Here is a 26,723-nt window from a genome sequence, read left to right on the forward strand (position 1 = left end):
CTGGAGCCCCCACCATGCCGAAGCGCAAAGGCCGTCCCGCCGTCCACGCGGCGACGGTGCTGGCACTGCTCGCGGGCAGCGCGTACTTCACCTACGAGCTGCGCCAGGACGAACAGGCGAAGGTCCCGGCCGCGCAGACCGTCACCGACAACGCGGCCCTGCAGAACGGCGGCGGCCGGACCACCGGCAAGCAGGCCTGGGAGCGCCTGAACAACCCGGCCCGCTCGGTCCTGCGCGACGCCGGGGGAGCGGTCGTCGCCACCTTCACCGACGGCGCCCGCACCGCCACCCTCAAGGGCCCCTCGCGGACCTTCGCCGAACCGGCCGCCACCACCTCCCGCGTCGTCACCGACGACTGGGTGCGCCTGATGCCCGAACCCTGGACCAAGGGCGCCGAGAAGCAGCAGTGGTTCAAGGACTGGTTCAAGAAGTACAACGGGAGCCAGGAGGACGACATCTTCGCGTTCGCCTTCCAGTACGTGCAGGGCGCCCCGGTGAAGAAGGACTCCTCGGGCGTCCCGTACGCCGGCGACGCGGTGTTCGGCCCGTTCAAGGAGGACGGCGTCGACCGCCTGGAGCAGAACGACTTCTACGACTACCTGGGCATCCCGTACACCTTCCGCAGCGGCACCACCCTCTACCCGCGCAAGGAGCGCTACCGCGCGCTGGACTGCTCCGGCTTCATGCGGATGGTGTGGGGGTACCGCGCCCGCTATCCGCTGATGGCGTCGAACACCGCCGGCGACGGACTGCCCCGGACCGCGGACGGCATCGCCCGCTCGAAGGCCGGCGTCGACATCATCAGGATCCAGGGGCCGGCGCCCTGGTACCGGCGGCCGGGCAACATCGACGTGCTCCAGCCCGGGGACCTGCTGTTCTTCAAGATGGACCACCGCACCGGCAACCACATCGACCACGTCGCCCTCTACCTGGGCCCGGACACCGAGGGCCACCGCGTCTTCGTCTCCAGCCGCAAGGAGCAGAACGGCCCCACGATGGGCGACAAGGGAGGCGTCTCCCGCATCGACGGCAACGGCTTCTACGCCCAGCTGTTCCGCAGCGCCAAGCGCCTGTGACCGGCGGGCCCGGGCGGCCGGATCCCGGCCCCGCGCCGCCCCCCGCCCGGCTACCGTGACCCCGTGAACGGCGACTGGCTCCTGCGCGGCCGCGACGGCCGGCTCGGCGCGTACCTGCCGTCGGGGGGCTTCGACCTGTGCCGGGCGGAGCGGTGGCCCGGCGGCCCCTGGGACGGGCCCCACCGGGTGGGCGGCGATCAGCGGCGGCACACCGGCCCCGCCGTCGGGCAGGGCGCCGACCGCCACGCCCACCTGGTCTCCTGGCGGCCCAGCCTCGGCGAGGAGGCCGGGCTCGTGCACTGCGCCCACCACCGGCCCCGGCCCGCCGCCCCGGACTGGCACCCGGTCGGCCACCCCGATGGCGGCGGCGGCCGCACGGGCACCCCGGCGGTGGTGGTCGACGGCACCGGACGCGCCCACGTCCTGGTCCGCAACCGCGGTGGCGGTATGAGCCTCCTCGCGCAGCAGGAGCAGGGCGGCCGGGGCTCCTGGACCGACCTGAAGGGCCGTGAGGTCCACCCCGAACCGGCCGCCGTCACCGCCGAGTCGGGCTGCGTCGAGCTGTACGCGGCCGTACCCGGCGGCCTGCTGTTCCGGCAGCAGCGGGAGCCGGGCGGCCCGCTCGCCCTCCGGGAGGCGGTGGAGGTCCCGGTGCGCCCGGGCACGCTGCGCGCCCTGGCCACCTCGGCCGCCGGCCCGACCCTCTTCTACACCGACGAGGCGGACGACCTGTACGCCCGGCGCCCCGGAGGCCGGCCGGTGCGCCTGCTGCCCGCCGCCGGGCCCGGGCCGGTGGCCGCCGTCCGCTGCACCCTCGACGGCCACGACTGCACGCCGCTCGCGCAGCGCTCGTCGGGCGGCCGCGTCGCGTTCGCCGCCCATCCCACGCAGGACGAGACGGCCGGCGCCTGGTGGACCGAGTCCGGCCCCGTACTGCCCGCCGACGCCGCGGTCGCCCTGGCAGCCGACGAGGACGGCCGGGTGGCCGCGGCGACGGCGTCCCCCGCCACCGGCCGCCTCCGCCCGACCCGCCGCAAGCACGAACCGGGGCTCGCGCTGGAGGCGTGGCGGGAGGTCTGATCGGGCCCGCGCCGCCGGCCCGATCAGTCCTCCCGTGACCGCCGCACCTCCCGTGACCGCCGCACCGGCCGTGACCGCCGCACCGGCCGTGACCGCCGCACCGGCCGTGACCGCCGCACCGGCCGTGACCGCCGCACCGGCCGTGACCGCCGCACCGGCCGTGACCGCCGCACCGGCCGTGACCGCCGCACCGCCCGTGACCGCCGCACACCGCGGCACCTCCCGGATGCCCGGCACCGCACGGGCCGCCGGGCACCGCACCCGGTGCGTCAGGCCGTGGCCTCGCCGACGAGGGGGCGGGGTGCGAGTCCGCCCGGACCGACTGGTCCGTCGTCGCGAACTCGGCGGCCGGCACGAGGTCGCCCTCGTTCTCCCGGTCCGCGTCGTCGACGACCACGACGGGCCCCCGCCCGCAGCGCGTCGACGGCGGCCTCCACCGTGTCCAGTCCCGCAGCCGGCGGCACCGATGCTGACGTCACCACAACCGGCCCTTTCCCCACGTCACCGTTCCTGCCGGGGGCGTCGGTGATCCGGGGAGCGGGCTTGAGGCGCCGTACGCCGACCGACGGAGTGGACGGATCAGCCGCTCGACGTGCGCCCGGCGCGCGGAACTGCGCCGGGCGCTCAGGGAGTGGGGCCGCCCTGCGCCGGGGAGTGCTTCGCCGCCTCGGGGACGGGGGAGTCGTGGCGCAGGGCCTGCCAGAGTTCGCCGGCCTGGGGGCGGGCGGCGACCACCCGGTTGGGGTCCTGGGTGTCGTACCGCACCGGGAGCATGATCGTCTCCATGGTGGACGGGTCCACGCCGCGCACGCTGCGGCCGAACTCGGCGAGCCGGGTCAGCGAGGCGAGGCCGGAGTCGGTGGTCAGGCACGCGGTGAGCTGGTCGGCGACGGCGTACGCCTTGGCCGGGCTGCCCAGCAGGTCCTGCTTCTTGATCTCGGCGAGCAGGGCCGTCAGGAACTTCTGCTGGAGTCCGATGCGCCCGAGGTCGCTGCCGTCCCCGATGCCGTGCCGGGTGCGTACGAACTGCAGGGCCTGGGTGCCGTCGAGCCGGTGCGTGCCGGCGGACAGGTTGAGCCCGCTGGCGCCGTCGTGGATGTCCTGGTCGACGGTGAGGGTCACCCCGCCTATGGCGTCCACGAGGTCCTTGAAGCCGGCGAAGTCGACCTCCACGTAATGGTCCATCCGCACCCCGGACATCTGCTCGACCGTCTGGACCACGCAGGCCGGACCGGCCAGCGAGTACACGGAGTTGAACATCACGCGGTGCGCGGCGGGCAGCTTCCGGCCGGTGGAGGTGGTGCAGGCGGGGCGGGTCACGAGGGTGTCGCGCGGGATGCTGACCGCGACGGCCCTGCGGCGCCCCTCGGGTATGTGGATCACGAGCGCGGTGTCCGAGCGCGCGCCGGCCACTTTCCCCGCGTGCAGGGCCGCGTTCGCCCCGGCGCGTGAGTCGGAGCCGAGGACCAGGATGTTCTGCCCGGACGTCGGCAGCCGCTGGGGCCGGTCGTCGCCGATGGCGTGGTCGATGTCGACGCCCTTGATGTTGGAGTCGAGGCCGCGGTAGAGCCAGTAGCCCGTGCCGCCGGCGGCCAGCAGCAGGACCGCGGTGCCGCCGGCGATCCAGCGCCCCACGCGGCGGCGCCCGCGGGGCGGCGCGGCGGGCGTCGTGCCGTCCGGTTCCTGCGCGCCGGGTCTGGCGGTGCCCGTTTCCGTCGGGGCCTGCGTCATGGGTCGGTCCTCCCTCTCGCTTCTCCCGCTCGTGAGCGCGGGGTGCGGTGCCTGGGTCCTTGCGGGGCGGGGCACGAGTGGGGGGAGAGACCGGGCCCGGACGGCGCGGGGCGCCGTGGTGTGCCCGAACTATAGACCGATTCACCCGGCTCTGACGGGTCGTCCGCCGAGGCTCCTGCTCACCGGTCGTTCAGCAGCACGTCGCCGGGACGTGCGCCTTCGGGCCCCCGTACGTGCAGTTGACAGGTTTGTGAACCTGCGGTGATGATGTGGAGAGCCTGTGAAGCTTAAACTATTGTCGTGAAGCGCACCGGCCGCGAGGGCGGCGCGTGATGAACGGTCGCGAGGTCGAGCCGGGGGGCACGAGGGCGCGCGACCGCAGACGCCCGTCCGGCGAAGCCCGGCGGGATCCGAGGGGGAGGGTCGGGGGCGGCGCCGGTGGGCCGGGGCGCCGGTGTGTGCTGCTTCGAACTCGGCTGTCGAGCGGGCTTGTTGGTGACCGCCGAGTGATGCGCCCGGTCCGGTCCGCAGGGTGGGCCCCGGTCGACGGCGCCTCCGCCCTGGCAGTAGGGGCGCGGCCGGGAGCAGGATCTGGATCCGGGCCGCCCCGGACATGCGAGGAGGGACCCCGCGCACCCGCGGGGTCCCTCCTCGTCCGGTCGCCCGGTGGTCCGCCGGCCGGCCGCGACGACCGGCCGGCAGAGGGGTCAGGCCGGGACCGACGCCAGGCCCGGGGCCAGGAACTTCTTGCCGTTGACCCGCTCCGACACGCCCTCGCGGTCCAGGTACGGCGTGATGCCGCCCAGGTGGAAGGGCCAGCCGGCGCCGGTGATCAGGCAGAGGTCGATGTCCTGCGCCTCGGCGACGACGCCCTCGTCGAGCATCAGGCCGATCTCCTGCGCCACCGCGTCCAGGACACGGGCGCGGACCTGCTCCTCCGTCAGGACGGTGTCGCCCTGCCGCAGCAGCGCCGCGACCTCCGGGTCCAGCTCCGGCTTGCCGCTGTCGTAGACGTAGAAGCCGCGCTTGCCCGCCTCGACGACGGCCTTCAGGTTCGGGGAGACCGTGAAGCGGTCCGGGAAGGACCGGTTGAGGGTCTCCGAGACGTGCAGACCGATCGCGGGGCCGACCAGCTCCAGCAGGACCAGCGGGGACATCGGCAGGCCGAGCGGCTCGATCGCCTTCTCGGCGACCTCGACCGGGGTGCCCTCGTCGATGACGTTCTGGATCTCGCCCATGAAGCGGGTCAGGATGCGGTTCACGACGAACGCCGGGGCGTCCTTGACCAGGACCGCGGTCTTCTTCAGCTTCTTGGCGACGCCGAACGCCGTGGCCAGCGAGGCGTCGTCGGTCTGCTCACCGCGCACGATCTCGAGGAGCGGCAGCACGGCGACCGGGTTGAAGAAGTGGAAGCCGACGACCCGCTCGGGGTTCTTCAGCTTCGACGCCATCTCCGTCACCGACAGGGACGAGGTGTTGGTGGCGAGGATCGCGTGCGCCGGGGCGACCGCCTCGACCTCCGCGAACACCTTCTGCTTGACTCCCATCTCCTCGAACACGGCCTCGATGACGAAGTCCGCGTCCGCGAAGCCCTCGGCCTTGTCCAGGACACCGGTCACCAGCGCCTTGAGGCGGTTGGCCTTGTCCTGGTTGATCCGGCCCTTGCCGAGCAGCTTGTCGATCTCGGCGTGCACGTAGCCCACGCCCTTGTCGACACGCTCCTGGTCGATGTCGGTCAGGACGACCGGCACCTCCAGACGGCGCAGGAAGAGCAGCGCGAGCTGCGAGGCCATCAGGCCGGCACCGACGACGCCGACCTTGGAGACCGGGCGGGCCAGGTTCTTGTCCGGGGCGCCCGCCGGGCGCTTGCCGCGCTTCTGCACCAGGTTGAACGCGTAGATGCCGGAGCGCAGTTCGCCGCCCATGATGAGGTCGGCGAGCGCCTGGTCCTCGGCGTCGAAGCCCTGCTGCAGGTCGCCGTTCTTGGCGGCGGCGATGATGTCCAGCGCGCGGTAGGCGGCGGGGGCCGCACCGTGCACCTTGCCGTCCGCGATGAACCGGCCCTTGGCGACGGCCTGGTCCCAGGCCTCGCCGCGGTCGATCACCGGGCGGTCCACGACGATCTCGCCCTTGAGGACGGCCGCCGTCCAGATCAGCGACTGCTCCAGGAAGTCCGCGCCCTCGAAGATCGCGTCCGCGATGCCGAGGTCGTGGACCTGCGTGCCCTTGAGCTGCTTGTTCTGGTTGAGCGAGTTCTCGATGACGACCGAGACGGCCTTCTCCGGACCGATCAGGTTCGGCAGCAGGGTGCAGCCGCCCCAGCCGGGCACCAGGCCGAGGAAGACCTCGGGCAGGGAGAACGCCGGGAGGGCCGCGGACACCGTGCGGTAGGTGCAGTGCAGGCCGACCTCGACGCCGCCGCCCATGGCCGCGCCGTTGTAGTAGGCGAAGGTCGGGACGGCCAGCTGCGACAGCCGCTTGAAGACCTCGTGGCCGCCCTTGCCGATGGCGAGCGCGTGCTCGTGCTCCTTCAGCAGCTCGACGCCCTTGAGGTCGGCGCCGACCGCGAAGATGAACGGCTTGCCGGTGATGCCCGCGCCGACGATGTCGCCGTCCGCGGCCTCCTTCTCGACCTGGTCGATCGCGGTGTTCAGGTTCGCGAGCGACTGCGGGCCGAAGGTGGTCGGCTTGGTGTGGTCGAAGCCGTTGTCCAGCGTGATGAGCGCGAAGCGTCCGGCGCCCTGCGGCAGGTCGAAGTGGCGCACGTGCGCCTGCGTGACGACCTCGTCCGGGAACAGCTCGGCCGCGCCCTTCAGGAGTTCAGCGGTGGTGCTCACTTGTCGCCTCCGTCGAAGTGCGGGTTCTCCCAGATGACCGTCGCGCCCATGCCGAAGCCGACGCACATGGTGGTCAGGCCGTAGCGGACGTGCGGCTGCTCCTCGAACTGGCGGGCCAGCTGCGTCATCAGCCGGACGCCGGAGGAGGCCAGCGGGTGGCCGTAGGCGATCGCGCCGCCGTACTGGTTGACGCGCGCGTCGTCGTCCGCGATGCCGTAGTGGTCGAGGAGGGCCAGGACCTGGACGGCGAAGGCCTCGTTGATCTCGAACAGGCCGATGTCCGAGATGGACAGGCCCGCCTTGGCGAGGGCCTTCTCGGTGGCGGGGATCGGGCCGTAGCCCATGACCTCCGGCTCCACGCCCGTGAAGGCGTAGGAGACCAGACGCATCTTCACCGGCAGCTCGTGCTCGCGGGCGAAGTCCTCGGCGGCGATGATCGAGGCGGTGGCGCCGTCGTTCAGACCGGCCGCGTTGCCCGCGGTGACCCGGCCGTGGACGCGGAACGGGGTCTTCAGACCGGAGAGGTTCTCCAGCGTGGTGCCCGGGCGCATCGGCTCGTCGGCCGTGACCAGGCCCCAGCCCGTCTCGCCGCCCTCGGGGCTGGTGCGGCGCACCGAGACCGGCACCAGGTCCTGCTGGATCTTGCCGTTGGCGTACGCCTTGGCGGCCTTCTCCTGCGAGCGCACGGCGTACTCGTCCGCGCGCAGCTTGGTGATCTGCGGGTAGCGGTCGTGCAGGTTCTCCGCCGTCATGCCCATGAACAGGGCGGACTGGTCGACCAGCTTCTCGCTCACGAACCGCGGGTTCGGGTCCACGCCCTCGCCCATCGGGTGGCGGCCCATGTGCTCCACGCCGCCGGCGATGACGGCGTCGTAGGCGCCGAAGGCGATGGAGCCGGCGGTCGTCGTCACGGCGGTCAGCGCACCGGCGCACATGCGGTCGATGGAGTAGCCGGGGACCGACTGCGGCAGGCCGGCGAGGATGCCGGCCGTGCGGCCGAGGGTCAGGCCCTGGTCACCGATCTGCGTGGTCGCGGCGATGGCGACCTCGTCGATCTTCTTGGGGTCGAGACCGGGGTTGCGGCGCAGCAGCTCCCGGATCGCCTTCACGACGAGGTCGTCGGCGCGGGTCTCGTGGTAGATGCCCTTCGGGCCCGCCTTGCCGAACGGGGTGCGGACGCCGTCTACGAAGACGACGTCCCTGACGGTACGAGGCACGATGGCTCTCCTCCAGGGTGCGGGGTGGCACTGCTGCGTTGCGCTGAGCGCGCGCTCAGGACCCATGCTACTTGTGGGTAACGTAGCTGCCCAGTCCCCTCGTGCGGAGCGGCGAACGTCACATCCGCGCCGGCCGCCGCCGACGATCCTGGCCCGGCCCCGGCGCCCCGCGGCGAACCGACGCGCCGGAGCATGCGAGAGGGACGCGGGGCGGCACTCCGCCGCCGCGTCCCTCCTGTGCCTCGCGCCCCCCGCGCACCCGGACCGGCAGGCCCGGGGCCTGCCGTCCGGAGCGTGGCCGATCCGCTCAGGCGCCGTTCTCCGCGCCCGTGGCCGTCAGGGCGTCCACCAGGAGCGGCGTGACCTGCTCCACCTGCCAGGGCCGCGCCCCGTGCGCGGCCAGGACGGCCGCGACGGACTCCGGGTCGGCCGTCCTCGGGGGCTCCCAGCACAGCCGCCGCACGGTGTCCGGGGCGATCAGGTTCTCCTGGGGCATGGTCAGCCGCTCCGCGAGCGCCGAGACGCCCGCCCGCGCCGCCGCCAGCCGCGCGGCCGCCGCCGGGTCCTTGTCGGCCCACGCGCGCGGCGGCGGGGGACCGGCCACCTGCTGGCCGGGCTGCGGCAGCTGCGCCTCCGGCAGCGTCCGGGCGCGGTCCACCGCGGCCTGCCACTGCTCCAGCTGACGGCGGCCGGTCCGGTGGCCGAAACCGTTCAGCGCGGCCAGCGCCTGCACGGTGGCGGGCAGGCCCAGCGCGGCCTCGACGATGGCCGTGTCGGGCAGCACCTTGCCCGGGGAGACGTCGCGCCGCTGGGCGATCCGGTCGCGGGTCTGCCACAGCTCGCGCACCACGGCGAGCTGCCGCCGGCGCCGCACCTTGTGCATCCCCGACGTACGGCGCCAGGGGTCCTTGCGGGGCTCGGGCGGCGGGGCGGAGGCGATGGCGTCGAACTCCTGCCGCGCCCACTCCAGCTTGCCCTGCCGGTCCAGCTCCTTCTCCAGGGCGTCCCGCAGGTCGACCAGGAGTTCCACGTCGAGGGCCGCGTAGCGCAGCCAGGGATCGGGCAGCGGCCGGGTCGACCAGTCGACGGCGGAGTGGCCCTTCTCCAGGACGAAGCCCAGCACGCCCTCGACCATCGCGCCCAGCCCGACCCGGGGGAACCCGGCCAGCCGGCCGGCCAGCTCGGTGTCGAACAGGCGGGTGGGCACCATGCCTATCTCGCGCAGACAGGGCAGGTCCTGCGTGGCGGCGTGCAGCACCCACTCCGTGCCGGACAGGGCCTCGCCGAGCGCGGAGAGGTCGGGGCAGGCGGCGGGGTCGATCAGCGCGCTGCCGGCGCCCTCCCGGCGCAGCTGCACCAGATAGGCGCGCTGGCCGTAGCGGTAGCCGGAGGCGCGCTCGGCGTCCACGGCGACCGGGCCGGTGCCCGCGGCGAAGGCCGCGACCACCTCGGCGAGGGCGTCCGCGTCCGCGATCACGGGCGGAATGCCCTCGCGCGGTTCGAGGAGGGGGATCGGCGCCCCGGTGTCAGAAGATCCGCCGTCGTCCGGAGGGGCGCCTCCGGTGGTGCGCAGTGGGCTGTCTGCTGCGGTCTTTTGGGCGTCGGTCACCTGTCAAGGGTATCCGTGGATGGACGGCGCCCGCCGACGGAACGTTCCGTCGGCGGGCGCCGGGGGGTCGCAAACCGGTCAGGCGGACGACGCGTCCGGTTCACGACCGGCCGTGGGAGCCGGGGGCCTGCGGCCGGTCCCGGTGGGCGTGGGGGGAGCGTTCGCCCTGCGTCGGCGGCTCCGCGGAACGGGTGGGGGGAGGTGGGGAGGCCGCCGTTCGGGCGGTGCTGTGCGGGTTCCGCCATGGGGCGGACGGAAGCGGGCGGAATGGGGGACGGGGACGGCGCGGGGAGGCGCAGTCGAGCTCTTCGGGGAGGAGGGGCGGCAGGGGGTCTTCGGGGAGGAGGTGTGGCAGGGGCGGAGGGCTCGGGACCGGTGTGCGGGAGGCGCGGCCGGGTGTCGGTGGGCGGTCGTCAGTGGATGATGCCGGTCCGCAGCGCGACCGCGACCATCCCGGCGCGGTCGCCCGTGCCGAGCTTGCGGGCGATGCGGGCGAGGTGGCTCTTGACGGTCAGGGCGGACAGGCCCATGGACACGCCGATCGCCTTGTTCGACTGGCCCTCGGCGACGAGGCGCAGGACCTCGACCTCGCGGCCGGACAGCTCGCGGTAGCCGCCCGGGTGGCTCGGGGCACCCGGGGGGCGGCGGTGGAGACGGTTGGCCGCCGCGCCGATCGGGGCGGCGCCGGGCCGGGTGGGGAGGCCGAGATTGGTGCGGGTGCCGGTGACGACGTAGCCCTTCACACCGCCCGCCAGGGCGTTGCGCACGGCGCCGATGTCGTCGGCGGCGGACAGGGCGAGACCGTTGGGCCAGCCGGCCGCGCGGGTCTCGGACAGCAGCGTGAGCCCGGAGCCGTCGGGCAGGTGGACGTCGGCCACGCAGATGTCGCGGGGGTTGCCGATACGGGGACGCGCCTCCGCGACGGACGACGCCTCGATGACGTCCCGGACTCCGAGCGCCCACAGGTGACGGGTGACGGTGGACCGGACGCGCGGGTCCGCCACGACGACCATGGCGGTCGGCTTGTTCGGGCGATAGGCGACCAGGCTTGCGGGCTGCTCGAGGAGAACGGACACCAGGCCTCCTGGGGGTGGGGGACGGGGCCGGCATGTGGGGGTCAGCCGGGACCAACCGTGCTTTCAAGGTCACAGTCGTCTTCGGCATCGAACCCGGTGTCCTTTAGGGAATGATCACGATCTGGTGAGTAACAATACGTGCAATTCGGACATGCTATCGATCATCCGAAGGTCGAATCGGTCCGGTCGGGGCCGTTCGGCGGCGATAAGCGCTCGAATGTGGCCGTATCGACAAAGACACGGCAAGAGGTCGGTAAGGCGTGCATGACCGGGCGGGGGTCGCCCGGATGCAGGACGAGCGGGAACGGCGCGGGGCGGGGCGGAGGGGTGCGGACCGCGGCGCGCGGCGGGCCGTGCGCCGGACGCGGGAGGGCGGCACGGCCGGGCCCGCCAGGGGACGTGGGGCGCCGGACGCCGGGACCGGAGCCCCCGGGGCCGGAGAGCGGACGCCGCCGGGGTGGAGGGCGGACGCCCGGGGTCCGGCGTCCGTGCGGAAGGGACGGCTCAGCGGGAGTTCGGGCCGCGGCGCTGCGGCAGCGTGACCACCGACGCGTCCCCCGGCCCGGCCGGCGGCAGCCCCGCGACCTGGGCCAGCAGGTCGCACCAGGACGCCAGGTGGGCGGCCGTGTCCGGTGCCCCGGCCCGGCCCTCGCGGGGCGTCCAGGAGGCCCGGATCTCGATCTGCGAGGCCGGCGGCCGCGCCGACAGCCCGCCGAAGTGGTGCGAGCTCGCCCGGGTGACGGTGCCGCTGGGCTCGCCGTAGGTCAGGCCCCGTGCCTTCAGCGCCCCGGTCAGCCACGACCAGCACACGTCCGGCAGCAGCGGGTCGGCGGCCATCTCGGGCTCCAGCTCCGCGCGCACCAGGGTCACCAGCCGGAAGGTGCCCTGCCAGGCGTCGTGCCCGGCCGGGTCGTGCAGCAGCACCAGGCGCCCGTCGGCGAGGTCCTGCTCGCCGTCGACCACCGCGGCCTCCAGGGCGTACGCGAAGGGGGCGAGCCGCTTCGGCGGGGGCACCTGCTCGATCTCGACCTGCGGGCGGACCCGTGCCGTCTTCAGCGCGTCCACGGCGGCCCGGAAGGCCACGGGGACCGTGTTGCGCGCATCCGCGTCCGCATCCCTGCCCTCCCTCCCGTCCTTCGCGTCGTCCATTTCGCCAGCGCCGTCCGACAGTCGTCCCTGAGCCGCAGCCATGCGGGGAAGAGTAAGGGGAACGGGGCTCCCGTGCAGGGCAAGACACCCCGCCGGTGGTCGTCGCACCCGAGCCGGGCGCCCGCCCGCACCCGCGGCCCGTCGCCCCCGGGTCCGCCCGGCACCGCGCACGGGGCGCCGCCCGGGCCGTGGGAGACTTGCCACCGTGAGTGCCAACGAGACCCCCGCAGGCGGGCAGCCGACCCGGCCGCAGCCGCCGACCGCCACCTACGACTCCGCCTTCCTGAAGGCGTGCCGGCGCGAGCCCGTGCCGCACACGCCCGTGTGGTTCATGCGGCAGGCCGGGCGCTCCCTGCCGGAGTACCGCAAGGTGCGCGAGGGCATCCCGATGCTCGAGTCGTGCATGCATCCGGAGCTGGTCACCGAGATCACCCTCCAGCCGGTGCGCCGGCACGGCGTGGACGCGGCGATCTACTTCAGCGACATCGTCGTCCCGCTGAAGGCCATCGGCATCGACCTCGACATCAAGCCCGGCGTCGGCCCGGTCGTCGAGCAGCCGATCCGCACCCGCGCCGACCTGGACCGGCTGCGCGACCTCACCCCCGAGGACGTCGCCTACGTCACCGAGGCCATCGGCCTGCTCACCGCCGAGCTCGGCGCCACCCCGCTGATCGGCTTCGCCGGGGCGCCGTTCACCCTCGCGAGCTACCTCGTCGAGGGCGGTCCGTCCCGCAACCACGAGCACACCAAGGCGCTCATGTACGGCGACCCGCAGCTGTGGGCCGACCTGCTCGACCGCCTCGCCGTGATCACCTCCGCCTTCCTCAAGGTCCAGATCGAGGCCGGCGCGAGCGCCGTCCAGCTCTTCGACTCCTGGGTCGGCGCGCTCGCTCCCGCGGACTACCGCCGCTCCGTCATGCCCGCCTCCCGCAAGGTCTTCGAGGCCGTCGCCGGCTACGGCGTCCCGCGCATCCACTTCGGTGTCGGCACCGGCGAGCTGCTCGGCCTGATGGGCGAGGCCGGCGCGGACGTCGTCGGCGTCGACTGGCGCGTCCCGCTGGACGAGGCCGCCCGCCGGGTGGGCCCGGGCCGGGCGCTCCAGGGCAACCTCGACCCGGCGGTCCTCTTCTCCACCCCGGAGGCCGTCGAGGCCAGGACCCGCGAGGTGCTGGACGCGGCCGCGGGCCTGGAGGGCCATGTCTTCAACCTCGGCCACGGCGTCCTGCCGACCACCGACCCGGACGCCCTCACCCGGCTCGTCGAGTACGTCCACACGCAGACCGCCCGCTGAGCGGTCCTCACCACGTGTGCCGCGGCCGCGCCTGCCTGCCGAGGAGCAGGCGGCGCGGCTCGGGCGGCGGCGGGGTGCCGGGGCGCAGCGGCAGCGCGATCAGCATGCCGGCGAGGAAGCCGACGACATGGGCCGCGTACGCGACGGTGCCGGTGTCCGAGACGCCCCGGCCGGACGAGTACACCGCCTGCAGCACGAACCAGAAGCCGAGCACGATCCAGGCCGGCAGCCGCAGCGGCAGGAACACCAGGAACGGCACCAGGACCCACACCCTGGCCCTCGGAAAGAGCACCAGATACGCGCCGAGTACGCCGGCGATCGCGCCCGAGGCGCCGATCAGCGGCACCGCGGAGTCCGCGTCGAACAGCGCGAAGCCGTAGCCGGCCGCGTAGCCGCAGACGACGTAGAACACCAGGTACCGCACGTGGCCCATGCGGTCCTCGACGTTGTTGCCGAAGATCAGCAGGAACAGCATGTTGCCCAGCAGGTGCAGCCAACTGCCGTGCAGGAACATCGCGGTGAGGACCGAGAGCGCCGGGGACTTGTGGTAGCCCGGCGGGCCGAGCACGCAGCCCGGACCGTGCGGGCCGATCCCGGTCGCGCCCGTCGCCACCAGCGACGGCAGCCGATGGTGGATCAGTTCCCTCGGCACGGCCGCGTAGTGCTCGGTGAACGCCTGGAGATGGCACAGCTGCGCCAGCGGGCTGCCGCCCGCCACGGAGCCGGCTATCCCGGGCGTGCCCAGGAACACGACCACATTGACCACGATCAGGGCGTACGTCACCCAGGGGGTGCGCCGCACGGGGTTCACGTCATGGACGGGGATGACCACAAGCAAGTACTGCCCCGGATGCGCGCGGCGAACCGGTGAACGCGCCCCGGCGGGCCTGCGTATGTCTCCTCGACCGTCCGCGGCACGGGGAGCGGGCCGCGGGAACGACGTGAGGACCAGCCGATGAGCGAGCGAGTGACCCCTGCCATACCCGCGATCCAGGCCGCGCCCGACGGCGAGGCCGAACTCGCCCTCGTGGTCCGACTGCCCTGGGAGGACGTGGCCAGGCTCGGCCAGGAGGCCGGGCGGCTGGCGGCCCAGATGCAGCGGCCGGTGACGCTGGACGAGGCCGTCGGCCACCGGCTCCGCTCCGCGCGGGCGGCCGCCCCGTCCGCGGCGCACGCCAGGCCCGCGGGCGAACAGCCGGCCGCGACCTCCACCAGCGGCTCGGTGTCGTCCCTCCCCAGACTCAACGGCACGGCCTGAGCAGGGGCCCCGATCGGTACCCGGTCCGGTGGCGGGTCCGTCAGGCCGAGGTGGTCGCGCGGACCTTCGCCGCGGCCTTGCGGGCCGCGACCAGGACCGGGTCCCAGACCGGTGAGAACGGGGGCGCGTATCCCAGGTCCAGTGACGTCATCCGTTCCACCGTCAGCCCGGCGGTGAGGGCCACGGCCGCGACATCGACGCGCTTCGCGGCGCCCTCCCGGCCGACGATCTGCACCCCGAGCAGGCGGCCGGTACGGTGCTCGGCCAGCATCTTGACGGTCATCGGGGCGGCGCCCGGGTAGTAGCCCGCGCGGCTCGTCGACTCGACGGTGACCGCCTCGAAGCGCAGGCCCACGCGGTGGGCGTCCTTCTCGCGCAGGCCGGTGCGGGCGATCTCCAGGTCGCACACCTTGCTGACCGCGGTGCCGACGACGCCCGGGAAGGTGGCGTAGCCGCCACCGGCGTTGGTCCCGATGATCTGGCCGTGCTTGTTGGCGTGCGTGCCCAGCGGGACGTACCGATACTGCCCGGAAACCAGGTCGAGGACCTCGACGCAGTCGCCGCCGGCCCAGACGTCCTCGTGCCCGCGCACCCGCATCGCCCGGTCGGTCAGCAGCCCGCCGTGCGCCCCGAGCGGCAGTCCCGCCTCCCGCGCCAGCGCGGTCTCGGGGCGCACCCCGATCCCGAGGACCACCACGTCCGCCGGGTACTCGGCGTCCGAGGTGGCCACCGCCCGCACCCGGCCGTCGTCACCGGCCAGGATCTTCGTCACCTCGGAGCCCCCGGCCACCGTGACGCCGAGGCCCTCCATCGCCTCGCGCACCAGGCGTCCCATGTCCGGGTCCAGGGTCGACATCGGCTCCCGCCCGCGGTCGACGACCGTCACCCCGTAGCCCCGGCGGATCAGCGCCTCCGCCATCTCCACGCCGATGTAGCCCGCGCCGACCACCACCGCGCGGCGGCCCGGCGTGCGGTCCAGGGTGTCGAGCAGCGCCTCGCCGTCGCCGAGGGTCTGCACGCCGTGCACGCCGGTCGCGTCGATGCCGGGCAGCTCGGGCCGGACGGGGCGCGCGCCCGTCGCGATCACGAGCCGGTCGTACGAGGTCCAGGACTCGGCGCCCGACTCCAGGTCCCGCGCGCGGACCCGGCGCCCGGCGACGTCGATCCGCGTCACCTCGGTGCGCATGCGCAGGTCGATCCCCCGGGCGCGGTGCTCCTCGGGCGACCGGGCGATCAGCTCGTCCCGCCCGCCGACGGCGCCGCCCACCCAGTAGGGGATGCCGCACGCCGAGTACGACGTGAAGCGGCCGCGTTCGAACGCGACGATCTCCAGCTCGTCCGGGCCGCGCATCCGGCGCGCCTGCGAGGCCGCGGACATGCCCGCGGCGTCCCCGCCGATCACGACCAGTCGTTCCCGGGCTCCCCGCTCACGGCTCATGCTCATGCGAACACGCTACGGCCTCCGGCGACTTCGGTCCCGGCCGCCCGCCGGACCGGGCCGGGACCGCCCGCCGCCGGCGCCCGCCCGCGGCCGGGCCTCTCCCGCACGGACGCGCGGCCCCCGGCTCCCGGCGGGCGGCGCGGCGGGGTCTGAGACAGTGGGGTCATGAGCACAACGGGCACGGCCGCGGGGCACGTCGTCGTCATCGGGGCCGGGATCGCGGGACTCGCGGCCGCGCACCGGCTGCTGGAGCGCGGGGCGCGGGTGACCGTGCTGGAGGCGGCCGGCCGGGTGGGCGGCAAGCTGCTGCCCGGCGAGATCGAGGGCGTCCGGGTCGACCTGGGCGCCGAGTCGATGCTGGCCCGCCGGCCGGAGGCGGTCGGCCTGGCCCGCTCGGTGGGCCTGGCCGGCGCGCTGCGCACCCCGGCCACCACCACCGCCTCGATCTGGACCCGCGGCGCCCTGCGCCCCATGCCCAAGGGGCACGTGATGGGGGTCCCCGGCACCGCGTCGGCGCTCGCCGGGGTGCTGTCCGAGGAGGGCGTGCGCCGCATCGAGGAGGACACGCGGCTGCCCCGCACCGAGGTCGGCGAGGACGTCGCCGTGGGCGAGTACGTCGCGGCCCGCCTCGGCCGCGAGGTCGTCGACCGGCTCGTCGAGCCCCTGCTCGGCGGGGTCTACGCGGGCGACGCGTACCGCATCTCGATGCGCTCCGCCGTCCCGCAGCTGTTCGCCGCGGCCCGCGCCCACGCCTCCCTCACCGAGGGCGTGCGGGAGATCCAGGCGAAGGCCGCCGCCGCGCAGCAGAGCGGCCCCGTCTTCATGGGCATCGAGGGCGGCGTGGGCCGCCTGCCGCTCGCCGCGGCGGAGTCCGTGCGGGCGCGCGGCGGCGAGATCCTCACCGGCACCGCGGTGACCGGGCTGCGCCGGGAGGGCCCCGCGGGCTGGCGGGTCACCGCCGGCGGGCGGGTGCTGCGGGCCGACGCCGTCGTCGTCGCGGTGCCCGCGCCCGCCGCCGCCGCGCTGCTGCGCCCCGAGGCCCCCGCGGCCGCCGCGGAACTGGACGCCGTGGAGTACGCCTCCATGGCACTGGTGACGCTGGCCTACCGCCGCGCCGGCGCCGGCCTGCCGGAGGGCAGCGGCTTCCTGGTGCCGCCCGTCGACGGCCGGACCATCAAGGCGGCCACCTTCGCCTCCCGCAAGTGGGGCTGGGTCGGGGCGGAGGACCCGGACGTGGTCGTGGTGCGCACCTCGGTCGGCCGGCACCGCGAGACCGAGGTGCTGGGGCACGACGACGCGGACCTCGTCGAGATCTCCCGGCACGACCTGCGCGCCGCGGCCGGACTGGACGCCGCTCCGCTCGCCGCCCGGGTCACCCGCTGGGACGACGGCCTGCCCCAGTACCCCGTGGGCCACCACGCGCGCGTGGCCCGCATCCGCGCCCACGTCGCCGCACTCCCCGGACTCGCGGTGTGCGGCGCGGTCTACGACGGCGTCGGCATCCCGGCCTGCATCGCGAGCGCCGACGCGGCCGTGGACCAGCTCGGCGGGGACCTGCGTGCCGTCCGGGAACTCACCGCCCACCCGGTGCAGAGCCTGCACGGCGGAGCGGGAGAATAGCCCCATGAGTGACGACGCCCCCACCACCGAGCCCGGCAGGATCCCGAACAAGGGCAAGCTGGCCAAGGACCTCAACGAGGTCATCCGCTACACCCTGTGGTCGGTCTTCCGGCTGAAGGACGTGCTGCCCGAGGACCGCTCCGGTTACGCCGACGAGGTCCAGGAGCTGTTCGACCAGCTCGCCGCGAAGGACGTCACGGTCCGCGGCACGTACGACGTCTCGGGCCTGCGGGCCGACGCCGACCTCATGATCTGGTGGCACGCGGAGACCAGCGACCAGCTCCAGGAGGCGTACAACCTCTTCCGCCGCACGCGCCTGGGCCGCGCCCTGGAGCCGGTGTGGTCGAACATGGCGCTGCACCGCCCGGCCGAGTTCAACCGCTCGCACATCCCGGCGTTCCTCGCCGACGAGACGCCCCGCGACTACGTCAGCGTCTACCCCTTCGTGCGCTCCTACGACTGGTACCTGCTGCCCGACGAGGACCGGCGCCGGATGCTCGCCGACCACGGCAAGATGGCCCGCGGCTACCCGGACGTCCGCGCCAACACCGTCGCCTCCTTCTCCCTCGGCGACTACGAGTGGATCCTCGCCTTCGAGGCCGACGAGCTGTACCGCATCGTCGACCTCATGCGCCATCTGCGGGCGTCGGAGGCCCGCAGGCACGTCCGCGAGGAGGTCCCGTTCTACACCGGCCGGCGCAAGGACGTCGCCGACCTGGTCGCCGGGCTCGCCTGATCACTCCCCGGCGGGGCGACCGGCCCGACCCGGGCGGGCGTCCCGCCCGGACGGGTCCTGCGCGGTGACGGGCTGCGGCTCGGGGTGCGGGGCGCAGGACGTCCCCCGCGCGGGGAGCCGCCCCTCCAGCAGGTAGGCGTCCAGATAGCCGTCGATGCACGGGTTCCGGCCGCCCGCGACGCCGTGCGTGCCCGCGTCCCGCTCGGTCACCAGCACCGATCCCGCCAGCCGCCGCTGCAGTGCCAGCGCCCCGGCGTACGGAGTGGCCGCGTCCCGCTCGGCCGCGAGGATCAGCGTCGGCGCCAACTCGCCCGGGGCCGTCCGGACGTCGAGGGGACGCTGCCGGGGCGCCGGCCAGAAGGCGCACGGCAGGTTCGCCCACACGTTGTCCCAGGTCTCGAAGGGTGCCACCCGCGCCAGCCGGGTGCTGTCCCGGTCCCAGACGCGGAAGTCCGTCGGCCAGGGAGCGTCGTTGCACTCCACCGCCGTGTAGACGGCGCTGCTGTTCTCCGCCGCGGCGGCCGCCCTCCGGTCCGGCGAGGCCAGTTCGACGAGCGGCTTCGGGTCGCCGGCGAGGTACGACGCCAGCGCGTGCGCACTGCGCGGCCAGAAGCCGTCGGAGTACCCGGCCGTCAGGAAGACGGCCTGCACCTGGCCCGGGCCCACCTTCCCGCCCGCCGGGTGTGCGGCCAGCCGGGCCCGCGCCCGGTCGTAGGCGGCCTGCACCGCACCGGCCGTGCGGCCCAGCCGGTACACGTCGTCGTGGCGTGCCGTCCACGCCCGGAAGTCCGCCCAGCGGATCTCGAACGCCGCCGACTGCTCGAGGTTGCTGCGGTACCAGATGCGCGCCGGGTCCGGGTTCACCGCCGAGTCGAAGACCATCCGGCGCACGTGCGAGGGGAACAGCGTCGCGTACAGCGCGCCGAAGTAGGTGCCGTAGGAGGCGCCCAGGAAGGTGAGCCGGTCCTCGCCGAGCGCCGCGCGCAGGACGTCCAGGTCACGGGCGTTGGCGAGGGAGGTGTAGTGGCGCAGCGCCCGGCCCGTCCGGCGCGCGCAGCCGCTCGCGTACGCCCGCGCCTGGGCGACGCGCTTCTTCTTGTACGCCGCCGAGGGGTGCGTCGGCGCCGCCGAGGGCCCCTTGAAGAAGCCCTTCGGATCCGTGCACGACAGCGGCGCCGAACGGCCCACCCCGCGCGGCGCGTAGCCGACGAGGTCGTACGCGGCGGCGATGCGTCTCCAGGCGGGCAGCGCGCCGGCCAGCGGGAAGGACATCCCGGAGGCGCCCGGACCGCCGGGGTCGTAGACCAGGGCGCCCAGGCGCGGCACCTTGCGCTTGCTGTTGCGGGGGTCCCGGTGGGTCGCCGTGACCCGGCTGACGGTGAGGGCGATCTGCCGGCCGCCGGGGTGCGCGTAGTCCAGCGGCACGGACACCGTGCCGCACTCCATGCCGGGCGGCGCGTCCTGGACGCCGGCGCAGGGCCCGAACGCGATGCCGCGGGCGCGCGCCCGGGCCGCGGCGACGGCGGTGCCCCGCTGCTCGGCCGCCTGCGCGAGGGCGGCCGCCGCGGCCGGGACACCGACCCGGGTGCCGGGTGCGCGGTCGGTGCTCCCGGCCGGGACGGCGGCGAGAGCGGTCAGGACCAAGGATCCGGCGGCCGTCCACACGGCGGCAGCTCTCATCGCGTTTCCCTTCGGCGCACGGCAGCGACAGAAGGGATGCTTCGTCCGTCCCGGGGCGAAGGCAAGCACCGTCCGGCGGTGTCGGGCCAATACGCCCGATACGCCGCGGCGCGGGGCGGCCGCCGAGCGGGTCGGCGCGGGGCGGGCGGGTCGGTGCGCGGCAGGTCTTCCGGCGGGACGCTGCGGGGCGGGCGGTCAGCGCCGGTGCGGGTCGTGCGGGTCGCGGTGGGGCTGGTCGCGGTGGGCGAAGGCGGCGCGCAGCTCCGGTTCGCCGATCGCCCGGATGCCGCGCACCGCGATCGAGGCCAGCGACGTCCGGCCGTCCCCGGCGCCGTCCTCCGCGCCGTTCACGCGCCGGGCCAGTGCGCCGAGCAGCCGCTGCCCCGCCGGGGACGCCCAGTGCGAGTACGGGTGGACCTCGACACGGGCGATGGCCAGGCAGCTCAGGCTGAGCGTGAGGGGGAGCGCGAACCAGAGGGCGACCAGGTCGCGGGACATGCCGGTCGGGCCGGGCATCAGCAGGGCGGTCGCGCCGAGCGCCACCACGGCCAGTGCGGCCGCCCGCACCCCGCGGACCCCGGCCGCCACCGTCGTACGCGTCCCGTCCGGCACGGCGAGACCCGCGCGCACGAGACGGTCGGACAGACCGCGCACCGCCTCCGCGCCCGCGGCCGCGGCACGCACCGGAGCGATCCGGGACTGGCCCTCCGGCCCGATCGCGCCGATCACCGACAGCTCCATCTCGTCCCGGCCGCACGGGTCGACGACCGTGGCCCAGCCGGTGTGTGCGAGCAGCAGCCGGCGCTGGCGCGCCATCGAGACGAGGGTCACGTCGGCGACCCGGGCCGGGCCGCCCGAGAGGAACGCCGCCTCGTAGAGGGTCAGATCGCGTCCGCGGGCCGTGCCCACGTCGGAGGCCGCCGCGCGGACCGCGGCCAGGCACAGCCGTGTGCACGCGGTGCCCGCGGCGGACCAGGCCAGCAGCAGAAGGAGCACCCAGAACATGACGTGTTTCTATGCCAGTGGCCTGGGATGCGCCATGCCCCTTTCAGTATCCGGACGGAGTGTGGCCGGTCCGTGACGTTCCGTTTTGACGAGATCGTGGGCGGTACGACCCTCCCGGCGCATCGCGTCAGCGGGCCGCCGGGGGCGGGCTGGACGCTGCGGGCGGCAGCCCGTAGACCGGCGACGCGGAAGGGGTGAGTGGCACGACCTGCCCCGGTGGGACCGTCGGAGCGGTGGTGGCGGAGGGGTCGGCCGGCGAGGGGCTCGCGCCCGCGGCCAGGTCGCGGGCGAGCGCGGCGAAGTCGACCAGACCGGTGGCCTCCAGGGCCTGGATGTGGTCCAGCACGGTCGTGTCCGCGTCGTCGGCGAGGTCGCGCACCAGGGAGTTCTGGGTGCTCGCCCGGACCCGCGCGACCAGCGGGAGGATCCTGCCGTGCGCCACGCGCGCGAGGTTGACGAAGCTGCGGTCGAAGTCCCGGCCGTGGGCGGCGCTCAGGGTGGCCAGCCACTGCTTCTGCTGCGGGCTGGGCTCGTTGGGCAGGCCCAGCCCGAGCTCGGCGCTGACGTGGCGCACCTGCTGGTCGAGGTAGGCGTGCCCCTCCACCAGGTGCCGTCCGGCGGCCCGTACGGCCTGCGTGGTGCCCTTGCGCTCCGCCTGCCGTCCGGCCGGCAGCTCCCACAGGCCGGCGAGCCGCACCTCCACGAGGACGTCGCGGTCGGCGGCGGAGAGCGGTCCGTACTGCGTCTCCACGGTCTGTGCGCTCAGCACGTCCACGGGGGACGCGGGCCGATGGGCGTAGGACCAGAGGGGGAGGAGCAGGGCCACGAGGGTCGCGCCCAGCGCCGAGACGAGGAGCCCGGTCCCGCTGAGGACGCCTCTGCCCCGGACGGGCGGTCGGGGTCGCATGGTGCCTCCTGTGTACGGCACCGCACGTCAGTGCGTTTCGGGGTGGCGGAGTGGGCATCGTACTGCGGGAAACGGGACGGTCGCCCCGGTGTCGGCACCTCGCAATTCCGGCATGTGGTGCGGAGTGCGGCCGGACCGGCGCGGGCGGCGCGGCGGATGTATGCCGGTAAATGACGTCGAAGCGGGTGAGTCGATCCGGTGGCTGAACTGCAGGTGTTAGGTCCGGCACACCGTGACGGTCCCGCCGCACCGCACCTGCGGGGGCGTCACGCCGGCGCCCGGGCCATGGCCGGACGGCGGCCGCCGCAGGTGGTCACGGTGCACCAACGGCGCCGCCCGCCCGCGTCGAGGAGGAGCCACCCGCACTCCGCGCTCGGGCAGGCGCGGACGGTGAGGCGGCGCGGCTCCGCCAGCAGCTCGGCCGCGCCGCGCGCGGTGGCCGGCAGCGGCAGGCGGAGCCCCGCCGCCGGGGGCAGGCGCCAGTGGGCCCGACCGTCCTCGGCGCGGACGAGCACCGCGGACCCGGCGGCGTCCTGCGCCGCGGCCGCCACCGCACGGAAGGCGCGCCCGTCCTGCGTGTCGGTGAGGCAGGCGTACAGGTCGGCCCGGAAGCGCCGGGCCCCCTCCAGCGCCGCGGCCGCCTCACCGGGGTGCTGCCGCGCGCGGTCCAGCGGCCGGCGCGGGGCGGACCGTGCCGGTGCCGCGTGGGGAGCGCCGGCACGGTCAGCGGCGCGTCAGGACCCGCCGGGCCGCGTGCGAGAGGCGGTCCGTGCGGCGGCGCGGCCGCGGGGCCGGGCCCGACCGGTCCAGCCACCACTCCCGCAGCGCCCGCCGGGCGGCCGCGTCCGCCGGACGCCCGGAGCGCAGCAGCGAGTCCACGAACTCCAGCGCGTCCCGGCGGTATCCGCCGCCCATCGGGTGCATGTGCGCGTAGGCGAGGAAGGAGGGCCGGTAGCCCGCGCCGAGGATCACCGGCAGTTCCGGTGCCACCTTGGCGACGACGTCGGCCCGCTTCCCCGCCAGCGCCCGCGCCTGCACACCGAGCCGCACCCGGTCGAACCCCTCCGGCACCGGCGTCCCCGCGACCAGCGCGGACAGCAGCGCGGTCTGCGCCAGCGCGAGTCGCTGCCGGGCGGACGCGACGCTGTCGGCGTCCGCCTCGGGATCGCCGCCGACGGCCGGCGGGCCGTCCGTCGCCCGGGGCGGGGTGCCGGGCGTCGGGGCGTCCGCTGCCTGGGGCGGGGTGCCGGGCGACGGGGCGTCCGCTGCCCGGGGTGCGGCCTCGACCGGTGCTCCCCGTGGGATGCCGTGATCGGGTTCCAGCGTCGTGCGGATCGCCGCCATCTCCCGCTCCAGTTCGGCCGGTTCGGGGAAGTTCTCGTCGCGTTCGAGCAGTACGCCCGGCGGGCGGACCCGGGAGGCGAGGTCGGTCAGGATGTCGAGGACCGGCTGCGGGACCGGGTGGGCGTGGCTGTCGTGCCAGACGCCGTCCCGCTCGAAGCCGCCCGCGACATGCACGTAGGCGATGGCCTCCACGGGCAGTTCGGCGAGCGCCTTGGCCGGGTCCTCGCCGCGGTTGACGTGGTTGGTGTGCAGGTTGGCCACGTCGATCAGCAGCCGGACGCCCGTCCGGTCCGCCAGCTCGTAGAGGAACTGGCCCTCGGTCATCTCCTCGGCGGGCCAGGCCAGCAGCGCGGCGATGTTCTCCACGGCGAGCGGCACCGGCAGGGCCGCCTGGGCGGCGTGGACGTTCGCGCAGAGCACGTCCAGCGCGTCGCGGGTCCGCGGCACGGGCAGCAGATGCCCTGCCTCCAGCCGCGGGGAGGCGGTCAGCGGGCCTCCGCCGCGTACGAACGCGATGTGCTCGGTGACCAGCGGCGAGCCCAGCGCCTCCGCCCGCTCGGCGAGACCGGCCAGCCGGCCCCCGTCGGGCGGTTCGGCCCCGCCGAGGCCGAGCGAGACGCCGTGCGGCACCACGGTCACCCCGCGGGCCCTCAGCCGCTGCAGCGACTCGGGGAGACGGCCGGGGCAGACGTTCTCGGCCACGACCTCGACCCAGTCCACGCCCGGCATCCGCTCCACGGCGTCGGCGATCTCCGGCCGCCAGCCGATCCCCGTCCCCAGTCGCCTCATGGTCCCCTCCTCCGGGCTGCCGCCCGCCTCTTCGCCTCTCGTGCCGGTCCCGGCCCGCCCCGCCGGACCACCGTGCACCCGTCCGGCCGTACCGCCGCGACGTCCCGCCCGCCTCCCCGGCCCTCGCCGGTGCGGTGTGACGGGGGTATGGCCCCGCCGCCCGGCTCCGAACCTCCGCCGGTGCGCCTTCAGAGCAACATTTGAGGTTCGCGGCCCGGGCCTTCGGCGGCCCGCGTGCTCCCCGGGCTCCGCGTGCTCGGCGACCGGGGCGCGCCGGGGACGGCCTGACGTGGTGGCGACGCCGCCCCCGACGGCCCGCGCCGCCGCGGCCGGGCGGGGCCCGGTGGGGTGCCGTCGGCACCAGGAGGTACGCGGGCGTCCCGCCCGCCGTTCAGGCGGCGGGCGAAGAGGCCGGCGTGTCAGCGGGAGGCGAAGCCGCTCCGGTGGCGCAGGGCCGGATGGTCGGCGACCACCGTGCAGGAGCCGGGGGCGATCTCGGTGAAGCCGGCGTCGCGCACCAGCGGCAGCCCGCTGTCGCGCAGCCGGCCCCAGAGGTCGCGCCCGGCGGTGCGGACGGCCAGCGGGAAACCGGCGTCGCGCCAGTCGGCGCGCTCCTCGTCCGACAGCTCCCACCAGGCGAGCTGCGCGGCGTGCCCGGCCTGGGCCATCGCCTTCCCGGCGGACATGTCGAGGCCGGGGCTCATCCAGAGCACGGGCGTGTCCGGGCCGGCCGGGGCGGGCGGCTCCGGGTCGTCGAGGTCGGTGCCGGAGACCTGGAGCTTCGCCAGTTCCTTCGGCCAGCCGTCCAGGGGGACCGGAGGGAAGACCCGGACCTCGGCGGACGCGCCGCTGACCGTGATGCCGGGCAGCGCCTCGGCCCGCCGCCACTCGGCGCCCCGGGCCCGCCGCACCACCTTCCGGATCCGGGCGTCCTGCCAGTCCCGCACGGCCTGCGCCCATTCACCGTCGCCGAGCGCCCGGTCGTCGCCGAGCAGGACCAGCACCGCCCGGGCCGCGGTCTCCAGCGCGTCGGTGCGGGCGGGGGGAGCGGCCCGCTCGATGCGCACGACCAGCGGCAGCACGAACTGCGGCGCCTCGTCCCGGCGGCCGGGCTCGGAACGGAAGGGGCTGTCGCCGGGGGGCGTGGGGTGGTGACTCACGGGAGCCCACCCTAAGGGGCGGACGGGAGACCGCCGTCGCCGGCGGTGTCCGTCCTGCTCCGGCGGTCAGGACCGGTCGTTCGTCTCGCTGATCAGGTCGGAGACCTTCACCAGGCGGTAGCCCCGCCTGCGCAGCTCCGGCACGACCGTCCGCACGACCCGTTCGGTGGTGGGGGCGGCGCTGCGCGTGCAGTGCATGACCACGACCGAACCGGGCCGCACGCCGTCGAGCACCTGCCGCACCACGGCGTCCGCGTCGGTCGCGAACGCGTCGCCGCTGATCACGTCCCACTGCACGGCCGTGACATGGAGGCCGTCGAGCGCGCGCAGCGCGGCCTTGTCGTAACAGCCGCCGGGGAAACGGAAGTACGGCATCGGGTGCGGGACGCCCGCCTTGCGGAGCGCGCTGTACGCACGCTCCACGTCGGAGCGCATGCGGCCGGCGGACACCCTCGGCAGCCCGTAGCAGTTGCCGGTGAAGGCGTAGTGGCTGTAGGAGTGGTTGGCGAGTTCGAAGAGCGGGTCGCTGCCGATGGAGCGGGCCTCGTCCGGGTACTCGTCGGCCCACCGGCCGGTCATGAACACGGTGGCGGGCACCCGCAGCTCACGCAGGGTCGCGATGAGGGCGGGATTGTCGAAGTGCTCACCACGCGCCGCCCGCGGGCCCTCGTCCGCGGTCATGTCCGCGTCGAAGGTGAGCGCGACCGTCTTCCCCTTCGTCCGGGGGCCGTTGCTGAAGACCGGCGTGAGACCGCCGGGTCCCGGGGCCAGGGAGGGGGTGCCGGACGGCGTCGGGCTCGCCGGGACCGAGGACGCCGGGGCGGGGGCCGGGGCCGGGCGCCCCGGACGGGAGGCCGACGTGGTGCCGCAGGCGGCGAGAGCGGCGCCGAGAATGCACGCAGCGACGGCGCCCCGAGCAAGTCGTACGTGTCTTACTGGTGAGATCACCGGACGAATCTAGGACCCCTGCCGGTCATATGAACGGCGGCATGGCCGCGCGGTCACCCGCCCGGCAGGCAGAAACGGTCTCAGCGGCCGTACCGTCCCGTCAGGGTGCCCAGGGCCAGGGCGTGGCCGTTCACGGCCCTGCGGAGGTCGTCCGCCGTGGCGCCGGAGGGCGGTGCGAGCCGCCGGTCGACGGCGTACACCGTGAAGACGTAGTGGTGCGGGGCGCCCATGGGCGGGCAGGGGCCGCTGTAACCGGCCTTCGTGAAGCTGTTGCGGCCCTGGACGGCTCCCGGCGGGGCCTGGCCGGGGAGCAGGCGCGTGGTGTGCGGGTCCATGTTCCACACCAGCCAGTGCGCGAACGGGCCGCGTGCGGCGTCGGGGTCCTCCACGAGCAGCACCAGGGAGGCGGTGTGCGCGGGGACGCCGGAGAGGGCCAGCGGCGGTGACACGTCCTCGCCGTCGCAGGTGTACCGGCGGGGGATCGTGCCGCCGTCGCGGAAGGCCGTGCTGGACAGGGCGATGTGCCGGGAGGCGGTGGGCGTGGGCACGCCTCCGCCGCCCTGCCCGCTGCCGCACGACGCGACCACCCCGAACACCGTCACCGCGGTCGCGGCGAGGCCCGCGACGAGAACCCGTCTGCGCATGTCTGGCACTCTAAGCTGTTTTCCGGGGGTCGGCCGGGGGTCGCGCACGTCCCGTCTCCGACGTCCGGATCGCCCCTGGACGGGCAGAGTCCGACGAGCCCGTCCCCTGTGCCGCGGGCCGCGAC

At 75.1% G+C, this 26,723-nt stretch carries 22 protein-coding genes and 1 pseudogene; 6 read left to right on the forward strand and 17 right to left on the reverse strand.

The window, feature by feature from the left end; genetic code table 11:
* The first annotated feature begins 14 nt into the window (after positions 1-14).
* Both P3H78_RS07375 and P3H78_RS07380 read left to right on the forward strand, forming a co-directional pair.
* Positions 15-1,076 (forward strand): NlpC/P60 family protein, encoded by a 1,062-nt coding sequence (locus P3H78_RS07375; protein ID WP_276108004.1) that lies wholly within the window; start codon positions 15-17, stop codon positions 1,074-1,076.
* A 63-nt stretch (positions 1,077-1,139) separates the two neighbouring features.
* Positions 1,140-2,156: a hypothetical protein gene (locus tag P3H78_RS07380; RefSeq protein ID WP_276108005.1), complete on the forward strand. Its 1,017-nt coding sequence runs from the start codon at positions 1,140-1,142 to the stop codon at positions 2,154-2,156.
* A gap of 334 nt (positions 2,157-2,490) precedes the next feature.
* Here P3H78_RS07380 and P3H78_RS33370 read toward each other — a convergent pair.
* From P3H78_RS33370 to P3H78_RS07410, 7 genes and pseudogenes are all read right to left on the reverse strand, one after another.
* Positions 2,491-2,553, reverse strand: a pseudogene (locus P3H78_RS33370) (hypothetical protein); the annotation flags it as partial.
* A 227-nt stretch (positions 2,554-2,780) separates the two neighbouring features.
* Positions 2,781-3,887 (reverse strand): LCP family protein, encoded by a 1,107-nt coding sequence (locus tag P3H78_RS07385; RefSeq protein ID WP_276108006.1) that lies wholly within the window; start codon positions 3,885-3,887, stop codon positions 2,781-2,783.
* A 707-nt stretch (positions 3,888-4,594) separates the two neighbouring features.
* Positions 4,595-6,724, reverse strand: coding sequence for a 3-hydroxyacyl-CoA dehydrogenase NAD-binding domain-containing protein (locus tag P3H78_RS07390; protein WP_276108007.1), 2,130 nt, complete (start codon positions 6,722-6,724; stop codon positions 4,595-4,597).
* A complete protein-coding gene (locus P3H78_RS07395) occupies positions 6,721-7,941 on the reverse strand; it encodes a thiolase family protein (RefSeq protein ID WP_276108008.1) in 1,221 nt (406 codons plus the stop codon). Before P3H78_RS07395 ends, P3H78_RS07390 begins: the two co-directional genes overlap by 4 nt.
* 307 nt (positions 7,942-8,248) lie before the next feature.
* A complete protein-coding gene (locus tag P3H78_RS07400) occupies positions 8,249-9,550 on the reverse strand; it encodes a ribonuclease D (RefSeq protein ID WP_276108009.1) in 1,302 nt (433 codons plus the stop codon).
* A gap of 413 nt (positions 9,551-9,963) precedes the next feature.
* Positions 9,964-10,626 (reverse strand): response regulator transcription factor, encoded by a 663-nt coding sequence (locus tag P3H78_RS07405; RefSeq protein WP_276108010.1) that lies wholly within the window; start codon positions 10,624-10,626, stop codon positions 9,964-9,966.
* Positions 10,627-11,130: 504 nt separating this feature from the next.
* A complete protein-coding gene (locus P3H78_RS07410; RefSeq protein WP_276108011.1) occupies positions 11,131-11,817 on the reverse strand; it encodes a DUF3000 domain-containing protein in 687 nt (228 codons plus the stop codon).
* Between the two features lie 163 nt (positions 11,818-11,980).
* Here P3H78_RS07410 and hemE point away from each other — a divergent pair, with 163 nt between their 5' ends.
* Positions 11,981-13,066 (forward strand): uroporphyrinogen decarboxylase, encoded by a 1,086-nt coding sequence (gene hemE, locus P3H78_RS07415; RefSeq protein WP_276108012.1) that lies wholly within the window; start codon positions 11,981-11,983, stop codon positions 13,064-13,066.
* Positions 13,067-13,073: 7 nt separating this feature from the next.
* On the opposite strand, the gene P3H78_RS07420 is transcribed toward hemE, so the two are convergent.
* Positions 13,074-13,898: a rhomboid family intramembrane serine protease gene (locus P3H78_RS07420; protein ID WP_276108013.1), complete on the reverse strand. Its 825-nt coding sequence runs from the start codon at positions 13,896-13,898 to the stop codon at positions 13,074-13,076.
* Between the two features lie 123 nt (positions 13,899-14,021).
* Between P3H78_RS07420 and P3H78_RS07425 the strand changes: the two genes are divergently transcribed.
* On the forward strand, positions 14,022-14,324 hold the full coding sequence (locus P3H78_RS07425; RefSeq protein ID WP_276108014.1) for a hypothetical protein: 303 nt from the start codon (positions 14,022-14,024) through the stop codon (positions 14,322-14,324).
* A 40-nt stretch (positions 14,325-14,364) separates the two neighbouring features.
* Here P3H78_RS07425 and P3H78_RS07430 read toward each other — a convergent pair whose 3' ends face one another.
* Positions 14,365-15,768 (reverse strand): FAD-dependent oxidoreductase, encoded by a 1,404-nt coding sequence (locus P3H78_RS07430; RefSeq protein ID WP_276108015.1) that lies wholly within the window; start codon positions 15,766-15,768, stop codon positions 14,365-14,367.
* Between the two features lie 162 nt (positions 15,769-15,930).
* Here P3H78_RS07430 and hemG point away from each other — a divergent pair, with 162 nt between their 5' ends.
* Together hemG and hemQ are read left to right on the forward strand one after the other, a co-directional pair.
* Positions 15,931-17,385 (forward strand): protoporphyrinogen oxidase, encoded by a 1,455-nt coding sequence (gene hemG, locus P3H78_RS07435; protein WP_276108016.1) that lies wholly within the window; start codon positions 15,931-15,933, stop codon positions 17,383-17,385.
* A 4-nt stretch (positions 17,386-17,389) separates the two neighbouring features.
* Positions 17,390-18,121 (forward strand): hydrogen peroxide-dependent heme synthase, encoded by a 732-nt coding sequence (gene hemQ, locus P3H78_RS07440; protein ID WP_276108017.1) that lies wholly within the window; start codon positions 17,390-17,392, stop codon positions 18,119-18,121.
* Here hemQ and P3H78_RS07445 read toward each other — a convergent pair whose 3' ends face one another.
* The 8 genes from P3H78_RS07445 to P3H78_RS07480 all read right to left on the reverse strand — a co-directional run bounded on the left by P3H78_RS07445 (position 18,122) and on the right by P3H78_RS07480 (position 26,598).
* Positions 18,122-19,801 (reverse strand): alpha/beta hydrolase, encoded by a 1,680-nt coding sequence (locus tag P3H78_RS07445; protein ID WP_276108018.1) that lies wholly within the window; start codon positions 19,799-19,801, stop codon positions 18,122-18,124.
* A 195-nt stretch (positions 19,802-19,996) separates the two neighbouring features.
* A complete protein-coding gene (locus tag P3H78_RS07450; protein ID WP_276108019.1) occupies positions 19,997-20,806 on the reverse strand; it encodes a TIGR04222 domain-containing membrane protein in 810 nt (269 codons plus the stop codon).
* Between the two features lie 127 nt (positions 20,807-20,933).
* Positions 20,934-21,713 (reverse strand): DUF4142 domain-containing protein, encoded by a 780-nt coding sequence (locus P3H78_RS07455; RefSeq protein ID WP_276108020.1) that lies wholly within the window; start codon positions 21,711-21,713, stop codon positions 20,934-20,936.
* A 266-nt stretch (positions 21,714-21,979) separates the two neighbouring features.
* Positions 21,980-22,264: a CGNR zinc finger domain-containing protein gene (locus tag P3H78_RS07460; RefSeq protein WP_276108021.1), complete on the reverse strand. Its 285-nt coding sequence runs from the start codon at positions 22,262-22,264 to the stop codon at positions 21,980-21,982.
* Positions 22,265-22,436: 172 nt separating this feature from the next.
* Positions 22,437-23,846, reverse strand: coding sequence for an MbnB/TglH/ChrH family RiPP precursor modification enzyme (locus tag P3H78_RS07465; RefSeq protein WP_276108022.1), 1,410 nt, complete (start codon positions 23,844-23,846; stop codon positions 22,437-22,439).
* Between the two features lie 419 nt (positions 23,847-24,265).
* Positions 24,266-25,006, reverse strand: a complete 741-nt coding sequence (locus P3H78_RS07470) for an aminoacyl-tRNA hydrolase (protein ID WP_276108023.1) — start codon at positions 25,004-25,006, stop codon at positions 24,266-24,268.
* 66 nt (positions 25,007-25,072) lie between these two features.
* Positions 25,073-25,954 (reverse strand): polysaccharide deacetylase family protein, encoded by an 882-nt coding sequence (locus tag P3H78_RS07475; RefSeq protein ID WP_276108024.1) that lies wholly within the window; start codon positions 25,952-25,954, stop codon positions 25,073-25,075.
* Positions 25,955-26,034: 80 nt separating this feature from the next.
* Positions 26,035-26,598 carry a YbhB/YbcL family Raf kinase inhibitor-like protein gene (locus tag P3H78_RS07480; protein ID WP_276108025.1) on the reverse strand — a complete coding sequence of 188 codons (564 nt, stop codon included), beginning with the start codon at positions 26,596-26,598 and terminating at the stop codon, positions 26,035-26,037.
* Between the last annotated feature and the right edge of the window lie 125 nt (positions 26,599-26,723).

The sequence above is a fragment of the Streptomyces tropicalis genome (genome assembly GCF_029269835.1).
Taxonomy (GTDB): domain Bacteria; phylum Actinomycetota; class Actinomycetes; order Streptomycetales; family Streptomycetaceae; genus Streptomyces; species Streptomyces tropicalis.

Excerpts from the sequence above, each read along its gene's own strand:
- P3H78_RS07375 (WP_276108004.1), top strand. The coding sequence starts at position 15 with ATGCCGAAGCGCAAAGGCCGTCCCGCCGTCCACGCGGCGACGGTGCTG.
- P3H78_RS07385 (WP_276108006.1), bottom strand. The coding sequence starts at position 3,887 with ATGACGCAGGCCCCGACGGAAACGGGCACCGCCAGACCCGGCGCGCAG.
- P3H78_RS07410 (WP_276108011.1), bottom strand. The coding sequence starts at position 11,817 with ATGGCTGCGGCTCAGGGACGACTGTCGGACGGCGCTGGCGAAATGGAC.
- P3H78_RS07425 (WP_276108014.1), top strand. The coding sequence starts at position 14,022 with ATGAGCGAGCGAGTGACCCCTGCCATACCCGCGATCCAGGCCGCGCCC.
- P3H78_RS07430 (WP_276108015.1), bottom strand. The coding sequence starts at position 15,768 with ATGAGCATGAGCCGTGAGCGGGGAGCCCGGGAACGACTGGTCGTGATC.
- hemG (WP_276108016.1), top strand. The coding sequence starts at position 15,931 with ATGAGCACAACGGGCACGGCCGCGGGGCACGTCGTCGTCATCGGGGCC.
- hemQ (WP_276108017.1), top strand. The coding sequence starts at position 17,390 with ATGAGTGACGACGCCCCCACCACCGAGCCCGGCAGGATCCCGAACAAG.
- P3H78_RS07445 (WP_276108018.1), bottom strand. The coding sequence starts at position 19,801 with ATGAGAGCTGCCGCCGTGTGGACGGCCGCCGGATCCTTGGTCCTGACC.
- P3H78_RS07450 (WP_276108019.1), bottom strand. The coding sequence starts at position 20,806 with ATGTTCTGGGTGCTCCTTCTGCTGCTGGCCTGGTCCGCCGCGGGCACC.
- P3H78_RS07455 (WP_276108020.1), bottom strand. The coding sequence starts at position 21,713 with ATGCGACCCCGACCGCCCGTCCGGGGCAGAGGCGTCCTCAGCGGGACC.
- P3H78_RS07465 (WP_276108022.1), bottom strand. The coding sequence starts at position 23,846 with ATGAGGCGACTGGGGACGGGGATCGGCTGGCGGCCGGAGATCGCCGAC.
- P3H78_RS07480 (WP_276108025.1), bottom strand. The coding sequence starts at position 26,598 with ATGCGCAGACGGGTTCTCGTCGCGGGCCTCGCCGCGACCGCGGTGACG.